Source organism: Flavihumibacter cheonanensis, assembly GCF_022352215.1.
GTDB classification, from domain to species: Bacteria; Bacteroidota; Bacteroidia; order Chitinophagales; family Chitinophagaceae; genus Flavihumibacter; species Flavihumibacter cheonanensis.
This window is the reverse complement of sequence record NZ_JAKRWF010000001.1, coordinates 22,986-40,720: the sequence shown is the minus strand read 5'-3', so window position 1 is coordinate 40,720 and position 17,735 is coordinate 22,986. Positions and strand designations below refer to the sequence as shown.

The following is a 17,735-nucleotide window of genomic DNA, read 5'->3' as shown; positions in this document are numbered from 1 at the left end:
TAAAAACAACAGATATGCATCAGGGGTAAGCCTGCTAATTCATTTTTTTCTTCAGGGAATTAACCTGGTCGTGCAAATTGGAAACAATCGAAGCCAATTGATCCACATCCCAGCGCTGTTGCTGGTTGGCCCGGGTAATTACCATCTGTGCCTGCCAGATTTCCAGCACATCATTGGCATCGATCTGGTAAGGCTGGTAAACCGGGTTATCACTAACCAGGGTAAGTTTCTGTTTAGACCGCCCATTTTTCATGATGCGTTTGTAAACAATTCCTTCCTGGCGGGAAACCACGATATACGTATTGCTGGATTTAAGATTCTCCGTGTCTTCCACCTTTTCCCCCACAATAATGGAACCACTGGGCGTTGGCAACATGGAATCCCCAACGATTTCAAAAGCCCGGTAAGAACCTGGGGCCAGCATGGGCAGGGTGAAGGTATTCAACTCATCAATGAACTCCGGATCTGCATAGCCATTCAAATAACCGGCAGCAGCTTTCATAGGCACATACTGAATAACAGTAGGCTCAGCAGCCAGCTTTTGTGCACGGCGTTTCGCAATATAACTGCCCTTGGTTTCAGAAAGATCCTTCAGGAAAAGCTCATCCAGACTCACTTTAAACAATTCACTCACCATTTCCAGCACCTCGAGCCGGGGTTCCGCCCGCTCTTCTTCATAAGCGCCCAGCAAGGAACGCTTGATCTTCAATTTGGCAGCAAAATCTTCCTGCGTCCATCCCCGCAGCTTACGTAAATGCTTTAGATTTTTTCCGGCAAATGACATGCTAACAGATTTAGTACGAAAATACTAAGAAATTTATCAAATAGAAATTTTTTTGAGAAAAATTTCTATTTGATAAATGTGAAAGGTGAAAAGTGAAAGGTGAAAAATGGTCAAAGGGAATAGGTGAAAAGGAGTTCTACTCTCTCACTTCTCACCTTTCACCTTTCACCTTATCTTCGCTCCATGCCAACCAGAAAAAAGAAAGAAGAACCTATTATCCTGATCACGAATGACGATGGCGTAACTGCCCCGGGAATCCAAAACCTGGTAGAAGCAGTACGCGGATTGGGGAAAATTGTAGTAGTAGCACCAGATAAGCCGCAGTCCGGAATGGGACATGCCATCACCATAGGATCTCCCCTCAGATTACACCCCGTTCAAATCTATGAAGGCATTGAAGCCTATGGTTGTACCGGCACCCCGGTAGATTGTGTAAAACTCGCGGTAGATAAAGTATTACATCGCAAACCGGATATCTGCCTGAGTGGTATCAATCACGGTGCGAATCATTCCATCAATGTGATTTATTCCGGTACCATGTCTGCTGCTGTGGAAGCGGCTATTGAAAGTATTCCTTCCATTGGCTTCTCCCTGCTGGATTACAGCATCGAAGCTGATTTTACAGCAGCTGCGCATTATGCCCGCATCATCACAGAAATGGTGCTGAGTAAAAAACAGGATAAACACCTGGTATTAAATGTGAACATACCCGCGGTTCCAAAAGATCAGATCAAGGGGATTAAAATCTGTCGCCAGGCATATGCCAAGTACCAGGAAGATTTCCTCGAGCGCCAGGATCCTCATGGTCGCCGGTATTACTGGCTTACCGGAGAATTTCTCAACTTTGACAAAGGCAGAGATACCGATGTTTGGGCCTTGCAGAATAACTATGTAAGTGTGGTGCCTGTACAATTTGACCTTACGAATTACGTTCTTAAAGCCAAACTTGAAAAAAGCTGGAAACTCGATGCTAAAAAAAGATAATCTCCAACTGGGTATTGTACTTGGATTTGTAGCTCCTTTAATCGGACTGGTCATCTACTACCTGATCGTGTTCATGCCCAGGCATGTGAGTTTCATGGAATACCTGGTTTACCTGAAACAACTGAAATCACTGCTGACGGGTGTTAGCAGCATTTCTCTGATTGCAAATGCTATTCTCTTTACGATTTATATCAACAGCCGGAAAGATAAAACCGCCAAAGGCGTGTTTGTTTCAACGCTTATTTACGGTGTTGTTGTTTTGCTGATCAAGCTGGTAGCATAATCCACAATTTCCTCCGCTGCTTTTGCAGATGCATTACCTCCCTGTTGCAGGAGCTGCCTGAGTTGATCGTAATCACCGGTTATCCTATTGCGGTATTCCTGGTTATGTAAGAGATTTTTTAATTCCTGCACCAGGTTCTGTGTATTCATATCATCCTGGATCAACTCCTTCACTACAAGCCGGTCCATGATGAGGTTTACGAGTGAAATGTATTTGACTTTGATGAGGCGCTTCGCGATGAGATAAGATATCTTGTTACCCTTATAACAAACTACTTCCGGCACTCCAAACAAGGCAGTTTCCAATGTTGCAGTTCCGGAGGTGACCAACGCTGCTTCCGCCTGCATTAATACGGCATAGGTTGCATTGCTGGTGGTGCGCACATTCGGAAATTTTGCCAACAATGGTGCATAAAAGTCATCGCTTACTCCCGGTGCCTTGGCTACCACAAATTCATAGTCCGGAAATGAAGGCGTCACAGACAACATCACCGGTAATTTTTTCAGGATCTCCTGCTTGCGGCTACCTGGCAGTAAAGCAATCAGTTTTGGATTGCGTTGCACCGATGCATTGTCCTGCTTGTATTTTTCTATCACTTCAGCCAAAGGATGCCCGACATAACTCACCGGGTACTTCCATTTGCGATAAAAATCCAGCTCAAAGGGCAAAATGACCAGCATCTTATCAATAGCCGTTTTGATCGTTTTCACCCGGTTCTCTTTCCAGGCCCAAACCTGGGGCGATATATAATAGACATTGTGAAAACCTTCTCTTTTGGCCCAGTCCGCCACTCGCAAATTAAAGCCGGGGTAATCAATGTAGATCAGCAGATCCGGCTGGAATTGCCGGATATCCTGCTTGCAGAAATCGAGGTTGCGAAGTATCGTCCTGAGGTTGGCTACCACTTCCACAAATCCCATAAAGGCCAGATCGCGATAATGTTTCACCAGGGTAGCACCTGCTGCCTCCATCAGATCACCTCCCCAGCAACGGATTTCCGCTGCCGCATCTCTTGCCTTTATCTCGCGGATCAGGTTGCTGCCATGCAAATCGCCACTGGCTTCACCGGCGATGATATAATACTTCATGCAACAAATATAGGAAGCCGGAGGTACTTACTTTTTGAGGAATACCAGTTTGATAAACAGGAAGATGAGCGCAAAGAGAAACATCAGGATAGAAATCCGGTTGATCCCATGCATGTACTTGAGCCATTTCGTCTCCGGTGTATTGGGGTCCTTTTTCTTGATATACAGATATTCCGCTATCTGACGCATGATGCCCATAACTGCTTTTCCAATTTTAACAAAAATAGTCCTTTTTTGTTCCGGCCCATTCCCACAACGTGATGCTTATCACAGAAATGCTGCCCCTCTTTTTCCAGTTTTGCACCACAATATGAACCGGATTCTATTCATACTTCTAGTACAAGTAACCCTGATCAGCGCAGCAAGCGCCCAAAACCTGCCTGAACCGGAAAGCACCAGGGATACCAGTTCCCTCTTGCATGTGTTCAAATCAGGCACTATCAATGGCCATGCACGTCTCTTTACAATGGCAACTGATAATGCAACCGGCATCCGGGATTATGCAGCTACTGCCATTGGAGGTGGATTGCGGTACAAAACAGGCTCCTTTCATGGATTCACAATGGGCATCGGAGGTTATTTCATTTATGATCTCGCTTCCTCCAACCTGGCCAAACCGGATCCCCTGACCAATGCTGCTAATCGTTATGAAATCGGGCTGTTTGATATCCAGGATGTTTCCAACAAAAATGATATCAATCGCCTCGAAGAATTGTATCTGCAATACAAATACAAAACATTCAAAGCAACTATCGGAAAACAATTACCCGATATGCCTTTTATCAACCAGCAGGATGGCAGGATGAGAGCAACCGGCATTGATGGTTTGCAAGTACATTGGAAACCCGGAAAAAATACTGCCTTACAAGCTGCTTATCTCTGGCAGATCTCTCCCAGGAGCACCGTACGATGGTTTTCCATTGGCGAATCGATTGGTGTGTATCCTGCAGGTATTGGTCCGGATGGCAAACCTTCCAACTACAAAGACGCACTCAAAAGCAAGGGTGTTGTGGTAACCAGCATCCAGCAACAAGTACACCCTACCCTTAGTATCCAGGTATGGAACCAGTTTGTAGAAAATATTTTTAATACAGCGATGATACAGGCTGATTTTCGAAAACCAATCGGGAATCAAAACAACCTGACAGCCGGCTTGCAACTGATCCGCCAGGATGCGATTAATGATGGAGGGAATGAAGATCCATCCAAAACCTATTTTACAAAAGGTGGGAAATCACTTGTTCTGGGTGGCAGTATTGGTATTGAGCATCAACCCTGGAATATCTCCCTGAATTATACCCGCATCACCAAAGACGGCCGGTACCTGATGCCACGTGAATGGGGTAAGGATCCTTTTTATACTTTTCTGCAGAGAGAACGAAACGATGGGTATGCAGATGTCAACGCAATTGCACTTAAAGCTAATTATAAGCTAGAAAAACTGCATTCCAAACTCTTTCTCGGGTATGGACATTATTACCTTCCGGATGTGCAGCATGCTGCATTCAATAAATATGCAACTCCCTCGTATCAGCAACTCAACCTAAGCTGGAAATACGATTTCCAGGCTTTCCTGAAAGGAATGGATATTCAGTTTTTATATGTTCACAAATCTGTATTGGGCAATGAATCCTATGCAGCTAAATACCTCGTGAACAAGGTCAATATGTCGAATTACAATCTTATCTTAAACTATACTTTTTAAATCCGTCATCATGTTAGAGAAAATCAATCCAGTCTGGTTTCACCGCATCCTTCGATTTGGCTTAGGCGGACTCTTTATCGGTATCGCATTCTTTTATAAAGATGCCTGGCCAATGTATATTTTTGGCGGCATTACTTTTATAACCGGATTTATTCGTCCGCGCAGGTGTATTGATGATCAATGTGAATTGTAAATTCAGTTGCGCCGCTGTTTAAAGTAAAAGGTAAACAAAACAAAAATCAGGCGAATACTGGTATAACAGATCTTCTGCCAGGCACGTGCTGCCCAACCATATTTCTGTTGCGCTTCAGATTCCGTAACCGGAACTGATTCCTGCTGAATGATTTCAAGTAACTCCTGTTTTACATGTGCCGTAAATTTTTCATCCAGTACTTCCAGGTTGAGTTCTATGCTGGCATAAGCACTGATAAAGTTGATATTAAAGGAACCTACCGTAGCCCATTTTTCATCTGCACAACTGATCTTGCCATGCAAAACATTCGACTGGTATTCGAATAAGGAGATCTTATTTTTCAACAACCATCTGTAGAGATAACGTTCGGCCTCTTTGGCCATCCATACATCCGATTTCCCTGCTGCAATTACATAAATTTTTACTCCCCGTTTGACAGCGTTTTCCATTGCCTTCCGCATTTGCCGACCGGGCAGGAAATAACTTGATAACATGTAGACTTCTTTTTTCGCATCCTGCATCATATGCAGGTAACTATTGGATATCTCTATGCGAAAGCGTACCCAGTCCTGCCGCCGCACCCGAACCAGGCAGTTCTCCTCCGGCAATGGTTTTCTATGATGTGGTAATCTGAATTGAATCGGTTTGGATTTACCCCAGCCTGCCTTGTTCCAGAGTTCCAGGCATACCTGGTATAATTTCTCCGCGGCTTCCCCTTCTACCAGCACCGCCCAATCGAGCCAGGCTGATTGTCCAGGTAAATCATTGTATCGGTTACTCACATTCACCCCTCCTACCAATGCAGTATCTGCATCCACTACACATACTTTCTGATGCAGGCGGCGACCGAAATAAAACTTGCGGGCTCTTAGCAATGGTTCAAACCACCTGAAATGCACACCGCGACCCCGGATTGCCCGGATTCGTTTTTTGGTCAGGTGCAAAGAAGCATAACCATCGACCAACATGTATACCTTTACGCCTCTCTCTGCAGCCAGGCAAAGATGCTCCAGCACTTCACCGCCGGTTTCATCTTCATCGAGAATATACATTTGGAAATGGATGGAATGGGTTGCTTCATCCAGCAAACGAATCAGGTTTTCAAAATAAGCTTTCCCACCCCGAACCAGTTCAACCCGGTTGCGTGAGGTATACCCTTTTAATGGATTCGGCTTTTTCATCCTACTGTTAATATAGTACATTTAGGCATAGCTATTGAAGTATGAACCAGGTTTGGGAATTATTAGCAGGAGTTGTGATTTTCATCATCGGCATGCATTGGCTGGAAGATGCCTTGAAAAGAATTGCCGGCCGATCGTTCAAACTGTTCCTGAAAAAACAAACCAGCAATAAAGTAAAAGGTATACTCGGCGGCGCATTGGTTACTGCTCTCCTGCAAAGCAGTTCGGTAGTGAATATCATGGTACTTGCTTTCGTGGGGGCGAAAGTGTTACAAATGGAAAATGCACTCGCCCTGATGCTGGGTTCCAACCTCGGTACCACTTTTACCAGTTGGATCATTGCATTGGTTGGATTCAAATTGAATATAGAAGCATTGGCATGGCCACTTACCGGAATCGCGGGATTAATCTGGACCATGCTCTCACCGCACAACCGATTTTATTCCTGGATACAATTTCTATTGGGATTTGGATTCCTGCTGCTGGGATTGTACTTCATGCAAACCGGCGTTGCCTCCAGCCTTGAACATATTGATCTGCTGCAGTTCAATCGCTTTCCACTGATTGTATTTCTCTTATTGGGTGCAGTGATCACTACCATTGTGCAGGCCAGTTCAGCCACGATTGCATTAACACTTTCGGTGCTGCATGCCGGTGGTATCAGCCTGGAAGCTGCAGCCGCTATTGTATTGGGAGCAGAAATTGGCACCACATCCAAACTGCTGATTCTTGCACAGGGTAAACTGGTTGATAAAAAACGTGTGGCACTTGGAAATTTTTTATTCAATACGATCTCCTCCATACTGGCTTTTGCTGCTATCAGTCCCTTGCTACATATCATTCAGCACTGGATTGGTGTTAAAGATGAGCTTACCTCCCTTGCTTTTTTCCAGACCCTCGTGAATTTATTAGGCATCCTCCTGTTTTTTCCTTTCCTGCAGCTCTTTGGCCGATTCCTACAAAACCTCTACAGCAACAACCAGCAGGATACCAGTTTCATCCACAAAGTATCTATTAAAGAAACGGAACTGGCATTACTGGCCACACAGGAAGAGATCAAACATTTTATGTATCATACCATCCAGTATGCAGTGGAGGCAATTGGCATCAAAAACTTTCAGTTACCGGTAACAGTCTGGAAACCCAGCCATCAATTTGCCAATCCTGATGACCGGTACGATTACCTGAAAGATGTACACGGTGATATCCAGCAGTACTATGTACAACTGCAGGCAGCCATTACAGAGAAAGAGGATACCGTTTTACTGGACCAGTTAGTTGCTGCACTCCGCAATGGCATGTATGGAGCGAAAAGCCTGAAAGATGCAAGGCTGGATGCAGAACAGCTGCGCAATTCTTCCAACGATAGTAAATTTGGTTATTACCAGATGAGCAGGCAGCGCATGGGAGAATTCCTACTGGAACTAGCTCCTTTTCTAACGGGAGAAAAACCAGCCAGCAGTGAAGAGCTGAAGAAAGCATTTACGGAACTGGCTGAGCAATACCAACATTCTATTATGGAGCTCTATGGTAAAAACCGGAGCCAGGAATTAACAGATATCGAACTATCTACCCTTGTTAACTATAACAGGGAGCTGTATACGGCGAAAAAATCACTGCTGCTGGCAGTATCGGAACTGATGCTGAACCCTCCAGATGCAAGCCGCCTGCGCGAATTACCGGGCTTTATCCGATAAGTTTTGTAATTTTTGATCACCCAATCATGAGACTCCCCCCCAATACCAAAAAATTCCTGGAAGAAGCCGGAGCTATTGCACAATTCACGGGCAGATTTTTCCGGGAAGTATTTCGTCCCCGGTACGAATGGGCTGCGTTTATTCATCAGTGTTATATGATCGGATACAAATCGCTGCCCCTGGTGGGCCTCACTGGTTTTATCATGGGCCTTGTACTCACTATGCAATTACGCCCCTCCTTAATTGACTATGGTGTGGAGAGTGAATTACCTGCCATGGTAGGCATTGCCATCATAAGGGAAATCGGTCCGGTTATAACCGCCCTCATTTTTGCAGGTAAAATTGGTAGCAGCATTGGCGCAGAACTGGGTAGCATGAAAGTAACAGAGCAGATCGATGCTATGGAAGTAAGTGGTACCAATCCCTTCAAATACCTCGTGGTAACACGTGTACTGGCAAGCACCCTGATGTTACCGGTCCTGGTATTATTAGGGGATGCCATTTCCTTATACGGAGCCTATCTTGGTGTAAACATAAAAGCCACTACCAGTTTCAGTCTCTACTACACGCAGGTGTTTGATAATCTTAGTTTCGGAGACGTGATACCTGCCTTTGTAAAATCTTTTTTCTTTGGATTTGCAATTGGCATCATCGGTTGTTTCAAAGGATTTAATTCCAGTAAAGGCACTGAAGGAGTTGGACATAGCGCAAACAGTTCGGTAGTGTTGGGGAGCCTGATGGTATTCATTCTCGATTTGATTGCCGTGCAGGTAACAGATATACTCGGACTCAATTAAAAGTGACAACCTATCTCAAACATGGAAGCAGCAATCATCATACAGGATCTTTATAAAAGCTTTGGGAGCAACCATGTGCTGAAAGGATTTAATCTGGAGCTAAAAAGGGGAGAAAACCTGGCGGTTTTGGGAAAATCCGGCAGTGGCAAATCGGTGCTGATCAAATGTATCATCGGACTGATGCAACAGGATGAAGGCGAAATCAATGTTTTGGGTCAATCAATCAGATCTCTCAACCAGGATGAACTGGATCACCTCAGGGTGAAAATTGGCTTCCTTTTTCAATCCAATGCCCTCTATGATTCTATGACAGTACGCGAGAACCTGGAGTTTCCTCTACGCAGGCACTGGATGGAAATCAGCAACAAAGAAACCGGGGATCTGGTAATGGAATCGCTCGAGAATGTAGGCCTCGCGCATACAGTAGATTTAATGCCCGCGGAATTATCAGGTGGTATGAGAAAGCGAATTGCGCTGGCGCGAACACTGATCCTGAAGCCGCAAATCATCCTGTATGATGAACCTACTACAGGCCTGGATCCCATCACTTCTAAGGAGATCAGCGAACTTATGAATGAGTTACAAAAAAAATACAATACTTCCTCGATCACCATTTCACATGATATGAATTGTATCCAGCGCACTGCCGACCGGGTGATCCTGCTGGTAGATGGCATTGCTTATGCAGATGGAGAATTTGATCAATTAAAAGCATCTACGGATCCGGTTATTTTACCGTATTTTGAATAAGTCAAGAACCCATGCAGAACAAAAGAACCAACCTGGTCAAACTTGGAATCTTCACCATCAGCGGATTACTCTTCCTGGTGTTGTCGCTCTATCTGATTGGCAGAAATCAACAACTCTTTCGTTCTTCCATCCAGGTTAAAACTTATTTCCGCCATGCAGGTGGCGTGGTTCCCGGAAACAATGTACGGTATGCAGGCATTCAGGCTGGTACAGTGAAATCAGTGAAGCTGATCAACGATACCACCATAGAATTTGAATTATTAATTGATAAGGAAGCTTCCAAACATATCCTGAAAAATGCCCTCGCCTCCATAGGTACCGAAGGATTGATCGGAAACCGGGTGGTGAACCTGGTACCAGGCATTGGAGTAGCCGAACCCATCCAGGAAGGAGATGAAATCGCCACAAAAAAAACCACGGATACGGATGCAATTCTGGAAACACTTTCTGTTACCAATCAGAATGCTGCTGTATTATCATCCGAATTGGTGCAAACCATCACCCGTTTTAATAATAGCAGTGCGCTCTGGACATTGCTGGAGGACAGCAGCCTTGCTGTATCCATCAAAACCAGCCTGGGAAATATTGAGCAGGCATCTGTTTCAACGCGGCAACTGACTGAAGAATTGAACCAGGTAATTCATGATTTGAAACAGGAGCGCGGACTGGTACAACACCTGATCTATGATACCGTGATGAGTGGGCAACTGGAAAGAACTCTGGCACAGTTGGAACAAACCAGTCAGCAAACTGTTACCATGACACAAAAAGTAAATGACCTGATCACCGGGGTACAAAATGAAATCAAGGAAGGGAAAGGTCCGGCTAATGCGATCTTATCAGACACCAGCATGACGGGCAGCCTGCATCGCAGCCTGAGCAATATCGAAAAAAGCACTGCCACTTTCAATGAAAACATGACGGCCCTGCAACATAATTTCCTGTTCAGGGGATACTTCCGTAAGAAAGAGAAGAAGGCCACCAAAGAGAAGAGCAACTGATTTTTATCATACATTTTAACAACTTCTATCAGGGTATACTGGCACTGTATTTGGTAACTTTATAATGAAACAAGATTACCTCATTCTACAACCATTCGTTATGACAAACACAAACAAGATTTTGACAGCATTGGCAACAGGCATTATCGTAGGTGGAGTATTAGGGGTGCTGTTTGCTCCTGATAAGGGCGAAAATACCCGGAACAAAATTGCTGAAGGCGGAAGGAAACTCTCCGACTCCCTTAAAGATAAAATGAACCAGGGCAAAGAAAAGCTCGCAGGTATGCGGAATTCCATCCGCGACCGCGTAGAAGAATTTTCAAGCTAAACTAGTCCCGCGCATCTTTTCCAATAGCCCTTCTTAACAAAGCAAGGGCTATTTCTTTATCCCACCTGGCGAAACGGCCGCGCTGTACTACCAATTCATTGCTTTGGGGATGTTGCAGGTAATAGTGGAAGACAAATTTCTCCCGGGGATCTTTCCAACCGATGATCTGGCCAAAACGCAGGTCGTTGAACACGAGGCTATCGCCATATTTTTCCACTGTGTAAAATTCCTGTGAAAAACGGATGAGGTCTTTTACTTCGGGGTGATCTCGTATTGTATCCAGCAATTCATCCTGCCGGGGAAAATATTCAAAATGCAGGGTACCGGGAGGATCAAAAAGTGATCGGAATCCAACATGATAACCGGAATCATTTCCTGCCACCACATACCATAGCCAGTTATTCAAAGGAGCAGGGGTTGTAAAATAGCGGGTATAGGGAATTTCTCTTTCCGCTAGAATAGTACGGGTATCCCGATCAATCTTTAGTTTATTCAGCGTCGCATAACCGAGGTAAACAATGGGCAGTATAATACCCAGTTTAATCCAAAAAGGGCGCTTCGGACTCATGATGGGAATGAACAGCAGGGCAACAGCAGCCAGGGCCGGCCAGAAAGAAAAGAAGGGATCTGCCACATAGATGGTATTGAAAGAAAAGCGGCAGTGACTAAAAGGTTCGAGCCAGCCGGTGCCATAGTTGTTGAACCCATCCAGGAAAATATGCACCATGATTTCGATTCCGAAAAAAAATATCCAGCGATTCAGTGAAATAGGAAGCTCCCGGTGCAGGGACCTGCCCAGCAGTGCCATAAGCGGCGTTATCAATACCAGGAATAAAATAGAATGTGTAAAGCCCCGGTGCGCTAATAATTCCTCTGAAAGGGGCATCCAGAAACCAGCCACAAAATCCGCATCCGGAATGCTTTGCGCCAATCCGCCCCAGAGCAATGCTTTCTTTCCGATTTTTTTATCCAGGAAAGCTTCCCCGATACAGGCACCTAATGCGAAATGTGTGATGGAGTCCATGCTGAAATTTCCGGTGAAAAATTAAGAAAGAAAAGCGGCACCCTTTGAAATATCCCTGCTAATCGCTTCAATAGAATTGGTGCGAAAGAGTTGCTCCAACTTATCCCGCACTTTCGCGTAGGCAGCATGCAGGGGGCAGGGCTTGGAGGCTGAACAATGCGGTAATCCGAGTCCGCATGCTGTAAAGAGTTCATCCCCATCCAGGGCCAATACCACATTCAATAGCGGTGCCTGAACCTGCTCAGCTGTCATGAAGAAACCACCGGTTGGCCCCTTGCTGCTACTGATCACTCCTTTTTTCACCAGCATTTGCAGGAGTTTTCCCAGGGTATGTTCATTGCCTTCCACCCCGGAAGCAATTTCCTGGATGGAGAATTTATCCCCGGTTTTGAGTCTGGTTGCCAGAAAAAGCACTGCGCGTATGCCGGTTTTACAGGTAATGCTAAGCATGGCTCAAAACTGCTGCTTTTTTCCGATTCATCCATAGCCAAAGCAGGTTCAGCTACAAAAAATGCGGGATCGGCAGAATTGGCTGGTGGGGGCGCCTGCCGCCAATGAATTTTGGGTCTCAAACTTATATGTATGAACCTATCCATGATCTGGCAGTTCTTGATTGGCTGCCTTCTCAGTACCGGGCTACAGGCCCAGCAAAAAATGACACCGGCTCAATTGAAAGAAGACTTGGCACTGGTAGATCAGGCTTTGCAGGAAGCGCATCCCGGACTCTTTCGGTACACTAACAAGTCCGCCTATACGCAGTTGGTGCGTTCTATAGAAACCGAACTGAAAGAAGCATTGACAGAAAAAGAATTCTTAGTGAGGTTACAGTCGCTGATTGCGCAGATCAGTTGCGGACATACCAAACTCCTCCCTTCAGCCTACCAGGAAGGAAAGTTCTTATACCCGGCTGCACACGCTTTTCCGCTTCGTTTGTATTTTGAAGAGCAGGACGTATTTGTGTTGGAAAGTTATAGTGCAGAAGCAGGCATCCCGGCCGGCGCGCGTATCATCCGAATCAATGGGGTTGCCATGCAGGAAATCAGAAAAAAACTAAGTTCCTTACTGCCGGCGGATGGAACCATGCAAACAGGTATAACAGCAACCCTTAACCGCTCCTTCAATTCCTTGTATGCAATATTTTTGGGCGAGTCGCCGGTTTATACAATCAGCTATGAATACAAGGGCAAAAAGCGCACAGCTGCACTGAAAGGGATTGCTTCTGAAACTATTGAGCAGGCCAATGCCAACCAACAAGCAAGTGGGCTAAAGCCCTTTGAACTGGAGTGGAAAGGCAGCACTGCCTGGTTAACCATTCGCAGTTTCATGGCGGATAAGCAACAATATCCTTTTGAGAAATTTGCAGACAGCGTATTCAGTGAATTAAAAACTAAACTAACCAGTAACCTGGTGATTGACTGCCGGGATAATGAAGGCGGTATTGAAGACTGGGGCGGATATCTCTACTCCTACCTGGCAGACACCAATTTCCGATATTACGATCGCATACTGGTCAACAAAAAAGACAGTTTCAGTTTTCAGCCCTATGCCTGGTTGCCTCCCTTTTATCACCAGGCCCGCAACCTGATCCAGGAAAAAGACGGAAAGTTTTATTGGCCGCTGCAAACCTATCTGAAAGAGCTACCTGCAAAAGAAAACCGCTTTACCGGAACTGTTTACCTGTTGGTTAATGGTCGCAGCTTTTCAGTAACTTCCGAATTGGCCACGGTAGTAAAACAAAATAAAAGAGCCATCATTGTTGGAGAAGAAACAGGGGGCAATGGATACGTGAACAACAGTGGACTGTTTGCTGTGCTCACCTTACCTAATTCCAAACTGCAAGTGGGTATACCCCTGGCATCTTTTTATATGAACAGTGATCCCGTGAATGGCAGAGGAGTTGTACCTGATTTCAAAATAGCAACAACCATCAAGGATGTCCTGAACAAGAAAGATCCGGTTGCAGCATTTGTGCTGAACAAGATTAAGACAACACATTAATGCGTACACAAAAAAATACCAAAACTTACCGGTTGAAAGATAACTGGATCCGCTTTATCGGCATTCCGCTGATTGCCTTTACTTCTCATATCATTTTTTTTAATGAACAACATTTTGAAGAAGAGCGATTTGGTTACTGGCAGATATTTCTGATCAGCCTGGCAGAAGCTGTGCTGCTCTGGGAAACCAACCGGTTGGTATTACGCTATTTTCATAAGCGCTATACAGAAGGAAAAGATGGTGTTAAACGCATAATTGGTATTCTGATAGGCTGTATGCTGGTAACCATATTGGTGCGTTACCTGAATATCTGGTTCTATGATAAGACCCTGTTCTGGGGTTATCTCTTTCCGCCGGAAGGTTATCTCTACAATATCCTGATCGCTTTATTGTATGTGGTGATTGTGGTGGGCATTTATGAAGGTCTTTATTATTTCCGGGAATGGAAGCGCACATTTGAAGAGAAGGAAGCATTGGAACGCGCATCGCTGACCATACAACTGGAATCACTCAAAGCACAGATCAATCCGCATTTTCTATTTAATAACCTGGGCTCGCTGGCATCGTTGATTACTGAGGATCAGGAGCGGGCGGTTGAATTCGTTCGACAGCTATCTTCTGTATACAGGTATGTATTAAAAGCCAATGAAAATCATTTAGTGCCATTGAACATGGAACTGGATTTCCTGGAACAGTATTTTAGGTTACTGAAAACCAGGTTTGAAGATGGTATAGAACTGATGATTCATATTGCCGAACCTTATCACAAATGGCAGTTACCTCCTTTAACGCTACAGGTACTGCTGGAGAATGTGATCAAACACAACAGCATATTACCCGATCAGCCCTTACTGGTGAAACTCTATACAAATGAAGAAGGTAAACTGGTGATGGAGAACAATCGCCAGTCCAAGCAGGTGCTGATCGGGTCTGAAAAAATAGGCTTATCCAATTTGCGCAAAAAATATGAGTTGCTACATGAAGGAACTGTGCTGGTGGAGGAAACGTCCTCGCATTTCAAGGTAACCATCCCTTTAATCAAAAAAGAAAACTATGCGCTTGCTGATAGTGGAAGATGAAAATTTGCTGGCGAGTCAGCTTACCAAAATGGTGAAGGAACTGGAGCCGAATGCATCAATCATGAGCCGGACTAACAGTGTGGCATCCACAATATCTTTCCTGAAGGAAAATGAAGCACCGGATTTGATCCTGATGGATATTGAGCTGGGAGATGGTCAGTGTTTTGAGATCTTCCAGGAGGTGAAAATAACTGCACCGGTAATCTTCACCACAGCCTATGATGAACACACCCTGAAAGCTTTTAAAGTAAATAGTATTGACTACCTGTTAAAGCCGATTGAGCCAAAGGAATTGAAAGCGGCATTTGAAAAATACCGCGAGCTTTACGGCAACCAGCAGGTAAGTCCTTCAACTGAAAAATTGAGTCGCCTCCTCAGCCAGTTGCAGGCTGATAGCCAGGTAAAGAACAGGTTCCTGGTCAAAAAAGGGCAGCAGTACCTCACCATATTAACCAGTGAGATTGCCTGCTTTGAATCGAAGCAGAAATTAACTTACCTGCATACCTATACCAAAAATAAATATGTAGTGGATTACACCCTGGATGAGCTGGAAAACATGCTGGAGCCCGGAGATTTTTTCCGGATCAACCGCCAAACCATCTTACATATTGGAGCCATTGAAACGATCTATCCCTGGTTTAAGGGAAAGATCAAACTTGAATTAAAGATCCCGCTGGAGGAGGAAATGCTGGTGAGCCGGGAGCGGGTTACGGACTTTAAAAACTGGCTGGGAGCTTGACAGGCGCACTAATCAACGGGAAAAAAAGTCGATTTATCTAAAATAAATAAAACACTTATACTAAGACTAGGTGGATACCGTTAGATCTAGGTAGTTTTGCTTACTGATCGTAAGTACAACCCTTAGAAAACTCATGAAAAAGCTAACCGTTACCCTTCTGGCTGTTTTTCTGTTGTCCGTGGCTGTTGCAGCCTGGTACAGCTCCAATACTACCCTAACCAGCGGGGTCTATCCCAATACCGGCTGGAATCAAACCCTTACCATTGCAGCAAATAGTACGGTTCGCTTTACCGGAAATACCAATTTCGCGGGGGGCAACCTGGTGATAGAAGAAAATGCCAGCCTGACCATCCAATCACAGGGACTTGCGGCCAATGGGAATATCACCCTGAGGCCAGGTGCCAGTTTAATTGTAAATGGTAACCTGGTGATCAATCATGGAAGTGCCAGTTTGCGAATCAACCAGGCAACGGTAACGGTTAATGGAAATTTTACCCAATCCACCGGTCCGGTTGAAGTAGGAAATGATGCTTTGCTGGATGTTTCAGGAACAGTTACCTCTAATTCAGGAGGTATCACTGTGTTGGACGGAGGTCGCATCAACGCTAACAATTTTGTTTTTAATGGAACCAATACAATAGCCGGCTTACTGGTTGCGAACCAGAACAGCCGGATCAACAATGGCAACCTGGCCTTTACGGGATGCGGTGAGCTACGTACCAGTACCCTGGACATAAGGAGTCCCAATACCGTATCCGGCAATGGCTTCCTGGTAGTATCGCAGAGTTTTGCCAATGGAAGAAATCCGGGCTGGACAGGCCATCAGTTAACCAGCAGTAATGCAATTGGGGTTTACTATACGGGTCCGGCTATCAATGCCAACTGGGGAGGAGCTTACATGAATCCAACAGCCAATAATCCATGCCTGGATTTGCTACCTGTTTCCTTTGAAAAATTCCAGGCGCGCCCGCAAACCAATAATCAATTTATGTTGGAATGGACTGCACCCGAAAACGAAGAAACAGAAAGTTATGAGATCCAAGTATCCGAAGACAATATCAATTTCCGCACCATAGAAATCGTACCTGCCAGAGGAGAAAAAGGCGATAAACGATATCAACAGAAAGTTCATTTAGGATTTTAATCAAGACTTCCCTTAAGCCCGACCGTTATGAAAACAACTATAGCAACAACTCTATTCTTCCTTAGTGCCTTATTCCTGCTCAGTTCCTGCGCAAAAGAAACTGCCGAACCAGTACCAACTGGTCAGAAGCAAATGATCATCCGCATCAAACAGGTGCAGAAAGATGGAACGGTTACTTATTCACCCAGGGTGAGGGTGCAGGTACGGAGTGTGAGGTGAGACGTCAGATGTGAGACGTGAGACGTGAGAAAGTAACATCTTTGTAGCATGTCAAACAAGATCGACCTTACTAAATGGCAATGGTTACATCAACCGGATAGATTTGAACTAACGGAAACGAGTGTATCCATTCATACCACTACTAAAACAGATTTCTGGCAAAGGACCTATTATGGATTTCGGGTAAACAATGCCCCTGCCCTGCTTACGGAAACAGCGGAAGATTTCAGCTTTTCTGTGAAAGCAGCCTTTCAGTACAATAAACTGTATGATCAATGCGGGGTGCTGGTATACCACGACGAAGAAAACTGGTTCAAGGCATCCATTGAATTCGAGAACGCATCCATCTCAAGACTGGGTAGTGTAGTCACCAACCTTGGTTATTCCGATTGGGCAACAACTGATATTCCTACCGGATTAAAGTCAATCCATTTCAGGCTATCCAGAAGGGGCAACGACTTTTTAATCGAACAAAGTAAAGATGGCATTACCTTCACACAAATGCGGATTTTTCATCTGCATACCATCCAAACAACGATTAGAGTGGGAGTATATGCCTGCAGTCCGGTTGGTCCGGGATTTCCTGCAACCTTTTCAGCATTCAAGATAGAGTCCTGTAGCTGGCCAAAATATTAGTCAATCAGGAATACTGGTAGGAAAAACCGGAATTTGTATACTTCCTATAATCCTCAACAATGGGATCTTTAAAATTGTATTTAAGGTAACTTACAGTAAAACAAA

General features: G+C 44.8%; 21 protein-coding genes. 15 read left to right on the top strand and 6 right to left on the bottom strand.

All coding sequences use genetic code 11. The features are described 5' to 3' along the window. Positions 1–34 precede the first annotated feature (34 nt). Entirely contained in the window at positions 35–784 is a 750-nt protein-coding gene (locus MD536_RS00225; protein WP_239594682.1) for an XRE family transcriptional regulator, read from the bottom strand. Between the two features lie 183 nt (positions 785–967). Here MD536_RS00225 and surE point away from each other — a divergent pair, with 183 nt between their 5' ends. Then, entirely contained in the window at positions 968–1,768 is an 801-nt protein-coding gene (surE, locus tag MD536_RS00220) for a 5'/3'-nucleotidase SurE (protein ID WP_239594681.1), read from the top strand. Beyond that, entirely contained in the window at positions 1,752–2,051 is a 300-nt protein-coding gene (locus tag MD536_RS00215; RefSeq protein ID WP_239594680.1) for a hypothetical protein, read from the top strand. The genes surE and MD536_RS00215 overlap by 17 nt, the downstream gene beginning before the upstream one ends. Here MD536_RS00215 and lpxB read toward each other — a convergent pair. Both lpxB and MD536_RS00205 read right to left on the bottom strand, forming a co-directional pair. After that, a complete protein-coding gene (gene lpxB / locus MD536_RS00210; RefSeq protein ID WP_239594679.1) occupies positions 2,012–3,139 on the bottom strand; it encodes a lipid-A-disaccharide synthase in 1,128 nt (375 codons plus the stop codon). The two genes, MD536_RS00215 and lpxB, sit on opposite strands and share 40 nt — an antisense overlap. 27 nt (positions 3,140–3,166) lie before the next feature. Next, entirely contained in the window at positions 3,167–3,328 is a 162-nt protein-coding gene (locus MD536_RS00205; RefSeq protein WP_239594678.1) for a DUF6728 family protein, read from the bottom strand. 121 nt (positions 3,329–3,449) lie between these two features. Here MD536_RS00205 and MD536_RS00200 point away from each other — a divergent pair, with 121 nt between their 5' ends. Continuing rightward, on the top strand, positions 3,450–4,844 hold the full coding sequence (locus MD536_RS00200; protein ID WP_239594677.1) for an OprD family outer membrane porin: 1,395 nt from the start codon (positions 3,450–3,452) through the stop codon (positions 4,842–4,844). Between the two features lie 10 nt (positions 4,845–4,854). Then, positions 4,855–5,037 carry a hypothetical protein gene (locus MD536_RS00195; protein WP_239594676.1) on the top strand — a complete coding sequence of 61 codons (183 nt, stop codon included), beginning with the start codon at positions 4,855–4,857 and terminating at the stop codon, positions 5,035–5,037. Between the two features lie 2 nt (positions 5,038–5,039). Here the strand turns inward: MD536_RS00195 and MD536_RS00190 are convergent, their stop codons facing one another. Further along, positions 5,040–6,218 carry a phospholipase D-like domain-containing protein gene (locus MD536_RS00190; protein WP_239594675.1) on the bottom strand — a complete coding sequence of 393 codons (1,179 nt, stop codon included), beginning with the start codon at positions 6,216–6,218 and terminating at the stop codon, positions 5,040–5,042. Positions 6,219–6,259: 41 nt separating this feature from the next. Between MD536_RS00190 and MD536_RS00185 the strand changes: the two genes are divergently transcribed. From MD536_RS00185 to MD536_RS00165, 5 genes are all read left to right on the top strand, one after another. Next, positions 6,260–7,915 (top strand): Na/Pi cotransporter family protein, encoded by a 1,656-nt coding sequence (locus tag MD536_RS00185; RefSeq protein ID WP_239594674.1) that lies wholly within the window; start codon positions 6,260–6,262, stop codon positions 7,913–7,915. A gap of 26 nt (positions 7,916–7,941) precedes the next feature. Then, complete coding sequence (locus tag MD536_RS00180; RefSeq protein WP_239594673.1) at positions 7,942–8,712, top strand: MlaE family ABC transporter permease; 771 nt, start codon at positions 7,942–7,944, stop codon at positions 8,710–8,712. Between the two features lie 21 nt (positions 8,713–8,733). Further along, positions 8,734–9,462: an ABC transporter ATP-binding protein gene (locus tag MD536_RS00175; protein WP_239594672.1), complete on the top strand. Its 729-nt coding sequence runs from the start codon at positions 8,734–8,736 to the stop codon at positions 9,460–9,462. Between the two features lie 11 nt (positions 9,463–9,473). Then, entirely contained in the window at positions 9,474–10,463 is a 990-nt protein-coding gene (locus MD536_RS00170) for an MlaD family protein (protein ID WP_239594671.1), read from the top strand. A gap of 100 nt (positions 10,464–10,563) precedes the next feature. After that, positions 10,564–10,791, top strand: coding sequence for a YtxH domain-containing protein (locus MD536_RS00165; RefSeq protein ID WP_239594670.1), 228 nt, complete (start codon positions 10,564–10,566; stop codon positions 10,789–10,791). A gap of 1 nt (position 10,792) precedes the next feature. Here MD536_RS00165 and MD536_RS00160 read toward each other — a convergent pair whose 3' ends face one another. Together MD536_RS00160 and MD536_RS00155 are read right to left on the bottom strand one after the other, a co-directional pair. Further along, on the bottom strand, positions 10,793–11,815 hold the full coding sequence (locus tag MD536_RS00160; RefSeq protein WP_239594669.1) for a metal-dependent hydrolase: 1,023 nt from the start codon (positions 11,813–11,815) through the stop codon (positions 10,793–10,795). Positions 11,816–11,836: 21 nt separating this feature from the next. Beyond that, positions 11,837–12,265 (bottom strand): RrF2 family transcriptional regulator, encoded by a 429-nt coding sequence (locus tag MD536_RS00155; protein ID WP_239594668.1) that lies wholly within the window; start codon positions 12,263–12,265, stop codon positions 11,837–11,839. 132 nt (positions 12,266–12,397) lie between these two features. Here MD536_RS00155 and MD536_RS00150 point away from each other — a divergent pair, with 132 nt between their 5' ends. The 6 genes from MD536_RS00150 to MD536_RS00125 all read left to right on the top strand — a co-directional run bounded on the left by MD536_RS00150 (position 12,398) and on the right by MD536_RS00125 (position 17,630). Beyond that, on the top strand, positions 12,398–13,813 hold the full coding sequence (locus MD536_RS00150; RefSeq protein ID WP_239594667.1) for a S41 family peptidase: 1,416 nt from the start codon (positions 12,398–12,400) through the stop codon (positions 13,811–13,813). Further along, a complete protein-coding gene (locus MD536_RS00145) occupies positions 13,813–14,892 on the top strand; it encodes a sensor histidine kinase (protein WP_239594666.1) in 1,080 nt (359 codons plus the stop codon). The genes MD536_RS00150 and MD536_RS00145 overlap by 1 nt, the downstream gene beginning before the upstream one ends. Continuing rightward, positions 14,867–15,631, top strand: a complete 765-nt coding sequence (locus MD536_RS00140) for a LytR/AlgR family response regulator transcription factor (RefSeq protein WP_239594665.1) — start codon at positions 14,867–14,869, stop codon at positions 15,629–15,631. Before MD536_RS00145 ends, MD536_RS00140 begins: the two co-directional genes overlap by 26 nt. Before the next feature lie 133 nt (positions 15,632–15,764). Then, on the top strand, positions 15,765–16,775 hold the full coding sequence (locus tag MD536_RS00135) for a hypothetical protein (RefSeq protein ID WP_239594664.1): 1,011 nt from the start codon (positions 15,765–15,767) through the stop codon (positions 16,773–16,775). A gap of 27 nt (positions 16,776–16,802) precedes the next feature. After that, entirely contained in the window at positions 16,803–16,994 is a 192-nt protein-coding gene (locus MD536_RS00130) for a hypothetical protein (RefSeq protein ID WP_239594663.1), read from the top strand. A gap of 48 nt (positions 16,995–17,042) precedes the next feature. Then, positions 17,043–17,630, top strand: a complete 588-nt coding sequence (locus MD536_RS00125; protein ID WP_239594662.1) for a DUF1349 domain-containing protein — start codon at positions 17,043–17,045, stop codon at positions 17,628–17,630. The last annotated feature ends 105 nt before the right edge of the window (positions 17,631–17,735 follow it).

What these genes read in the sequence shown, in the direction of transcription:
- surE (WP_239594681.1), top strand. Translation starts at nt 968, where the DNA reads ATGCCAACCAGAAAAAAGAAAGAAGAACCTATTATCCTGATCACGAAT.
- MD536_RS00130 (WP_239594663.1), top strand. Translation starts at nt 16,803, where the DNA reads ATGAAAACAACTATAGCAACAACTCTATTCTTCCTTAGTGCCTTATTC.
- MD536_RS00170 (WP_239594671.1), top strand. Translation starts at nt 9,474, where the DNA reads ATGCAGAACAAAAGAACCAACCTGGTCAAACTTGGAATCTTCACCATC.
- MD536_RS00180 (WP_239594673.1), top strand. Translation starts at nt 7,942, where the DNA reads ATGAGACTCCCCCCCAATACCAAAAAATTCCTGGAAGAAGCCGGAGCT.
- MD536_RS00165 (WP_239594670.1), top strand. Translation starts at nt 10,564, where the DNA reads ATGACAAACACAAACAAGATTTTGACAGCATTGGCAACAGGCATTATC.
- MD536_RS00155 (WP_239594668.1), bottom strand. Translation starts at nt 12,265, where the DNA reads ATGCTTAGCATTACCTGTAAAACCGGCATACGCGCAGTGCTTTTTCTG.
- MD536_RS00150 (WP_239594667.1), top strand. Translation starts at nt 12,398, where the DNA reads ATGAACCTATCCATGATCTGGCAGTTCTTGATTGGCTGCCTTCTCAGT.
- MD536_RS00205 (WP_239594678.1), bottom strand. Translation starts at nt 3,328, where the DNA reads ATGCGTCAGATAGCGGAATATCTGTATATCAAGAAAAAGGACCCCAAT.
- MD536_RS00225 (WP_239594682.1), bottom strand. Translation starts at nt 784, where the DNA reads ATGTCATTTGCCGGAAAAAATCTAAAGCATTTACGTAAGCTGCGGGGA.
- MD536_RS00160 (WP_239594669.1), bottom strand. Translation starts at nt 11,815, where the DNA reads ATGGACTCCATCACACATTTCGCATTAGGTGCCTGTATCGGGGAAGCT.
- lpxB (WP_239594679.1), bottom strand. Translation starts at nt 3,139, where the DNA reads ATGAAGTATTATATCATCGCCGGTGAAGCCAGTGGCGATTTGCATGGC.
- MD536_RS00215 (WP_239594680.1), top strand. Translation starts at nt 1,752, where the DNA reads ATGCTAAAAAAAGATAATCTCCAACTGGGTATTGTACTTGGATTTGTA.
- MD536_RS00185 (WP_239594674.1), top strand. Translation starts at nt 6,260, where the DNA reads ATGAACCAGGTTTGGGAATTATTAGCAGGAGTTGTGATTTTCATCATC.
- MD536_RS00200 (WP_239594677.1), top strand. Translation starts at nt 3,450, where the DNA reads ATGAACCGGATTCTATTCATACTTCTAGTACAAGTAACCCTGATCAGC.
- MD536_RS00190 (WP_239594675.1), bottom strand. Translation starts at nt 6,218, where the DNA reads ATGAAAAAGCCGAATCCATTAAAAGGGTATACCTCACGCAACCGGGTT.
- MD536_RS00140 (WP_239594665.1), top strand. Translation starts at nt 14,867, where the DNA reads ATGCGCTTGCTGATAGTGGAAGATGAAAATTTGCTGGCGAGTCAGCTT.
- MD536_RS00195 (WP_239594676.1), top strand. Translation starts at nt 4,855, where the DNA reads ATGTTAGAGAAAATCAATCCAGTCTGGTTTCACCGCATCCTTCGATTT.
- MD536_RS00145 (WP_239594666.1), top strand. Translation starts at nt 13,813, where the DNA reads ATGCGTACACAAAAAAATACCAAAACTTACCGGTTGAAAGATAACTGG.
- MD536_RS00175 (WP_239594672.1), top strand. Translation starts at nt 8,734, where the DNA reads ATGGAAGCAGCAATCATCATACAGGATCTTTATAAAAGCTTTGGGAGC.
- MD536_RS00135 (WP_239594664.1), top strand. Translation starts at nt 15,765, where the DNA reads ATGAAAAAGCTAACCGTTACCCTTCTGGCTGTTTTTCTGTTGTCCGTG.
- MD536_RS00125 (WP_239594662.1), top strand. Translation starts at nt 17,043, where the DNA reads ATGTCAAACAAGATCGACCTTACTAAATGGCAATGGTTACATCAACCG.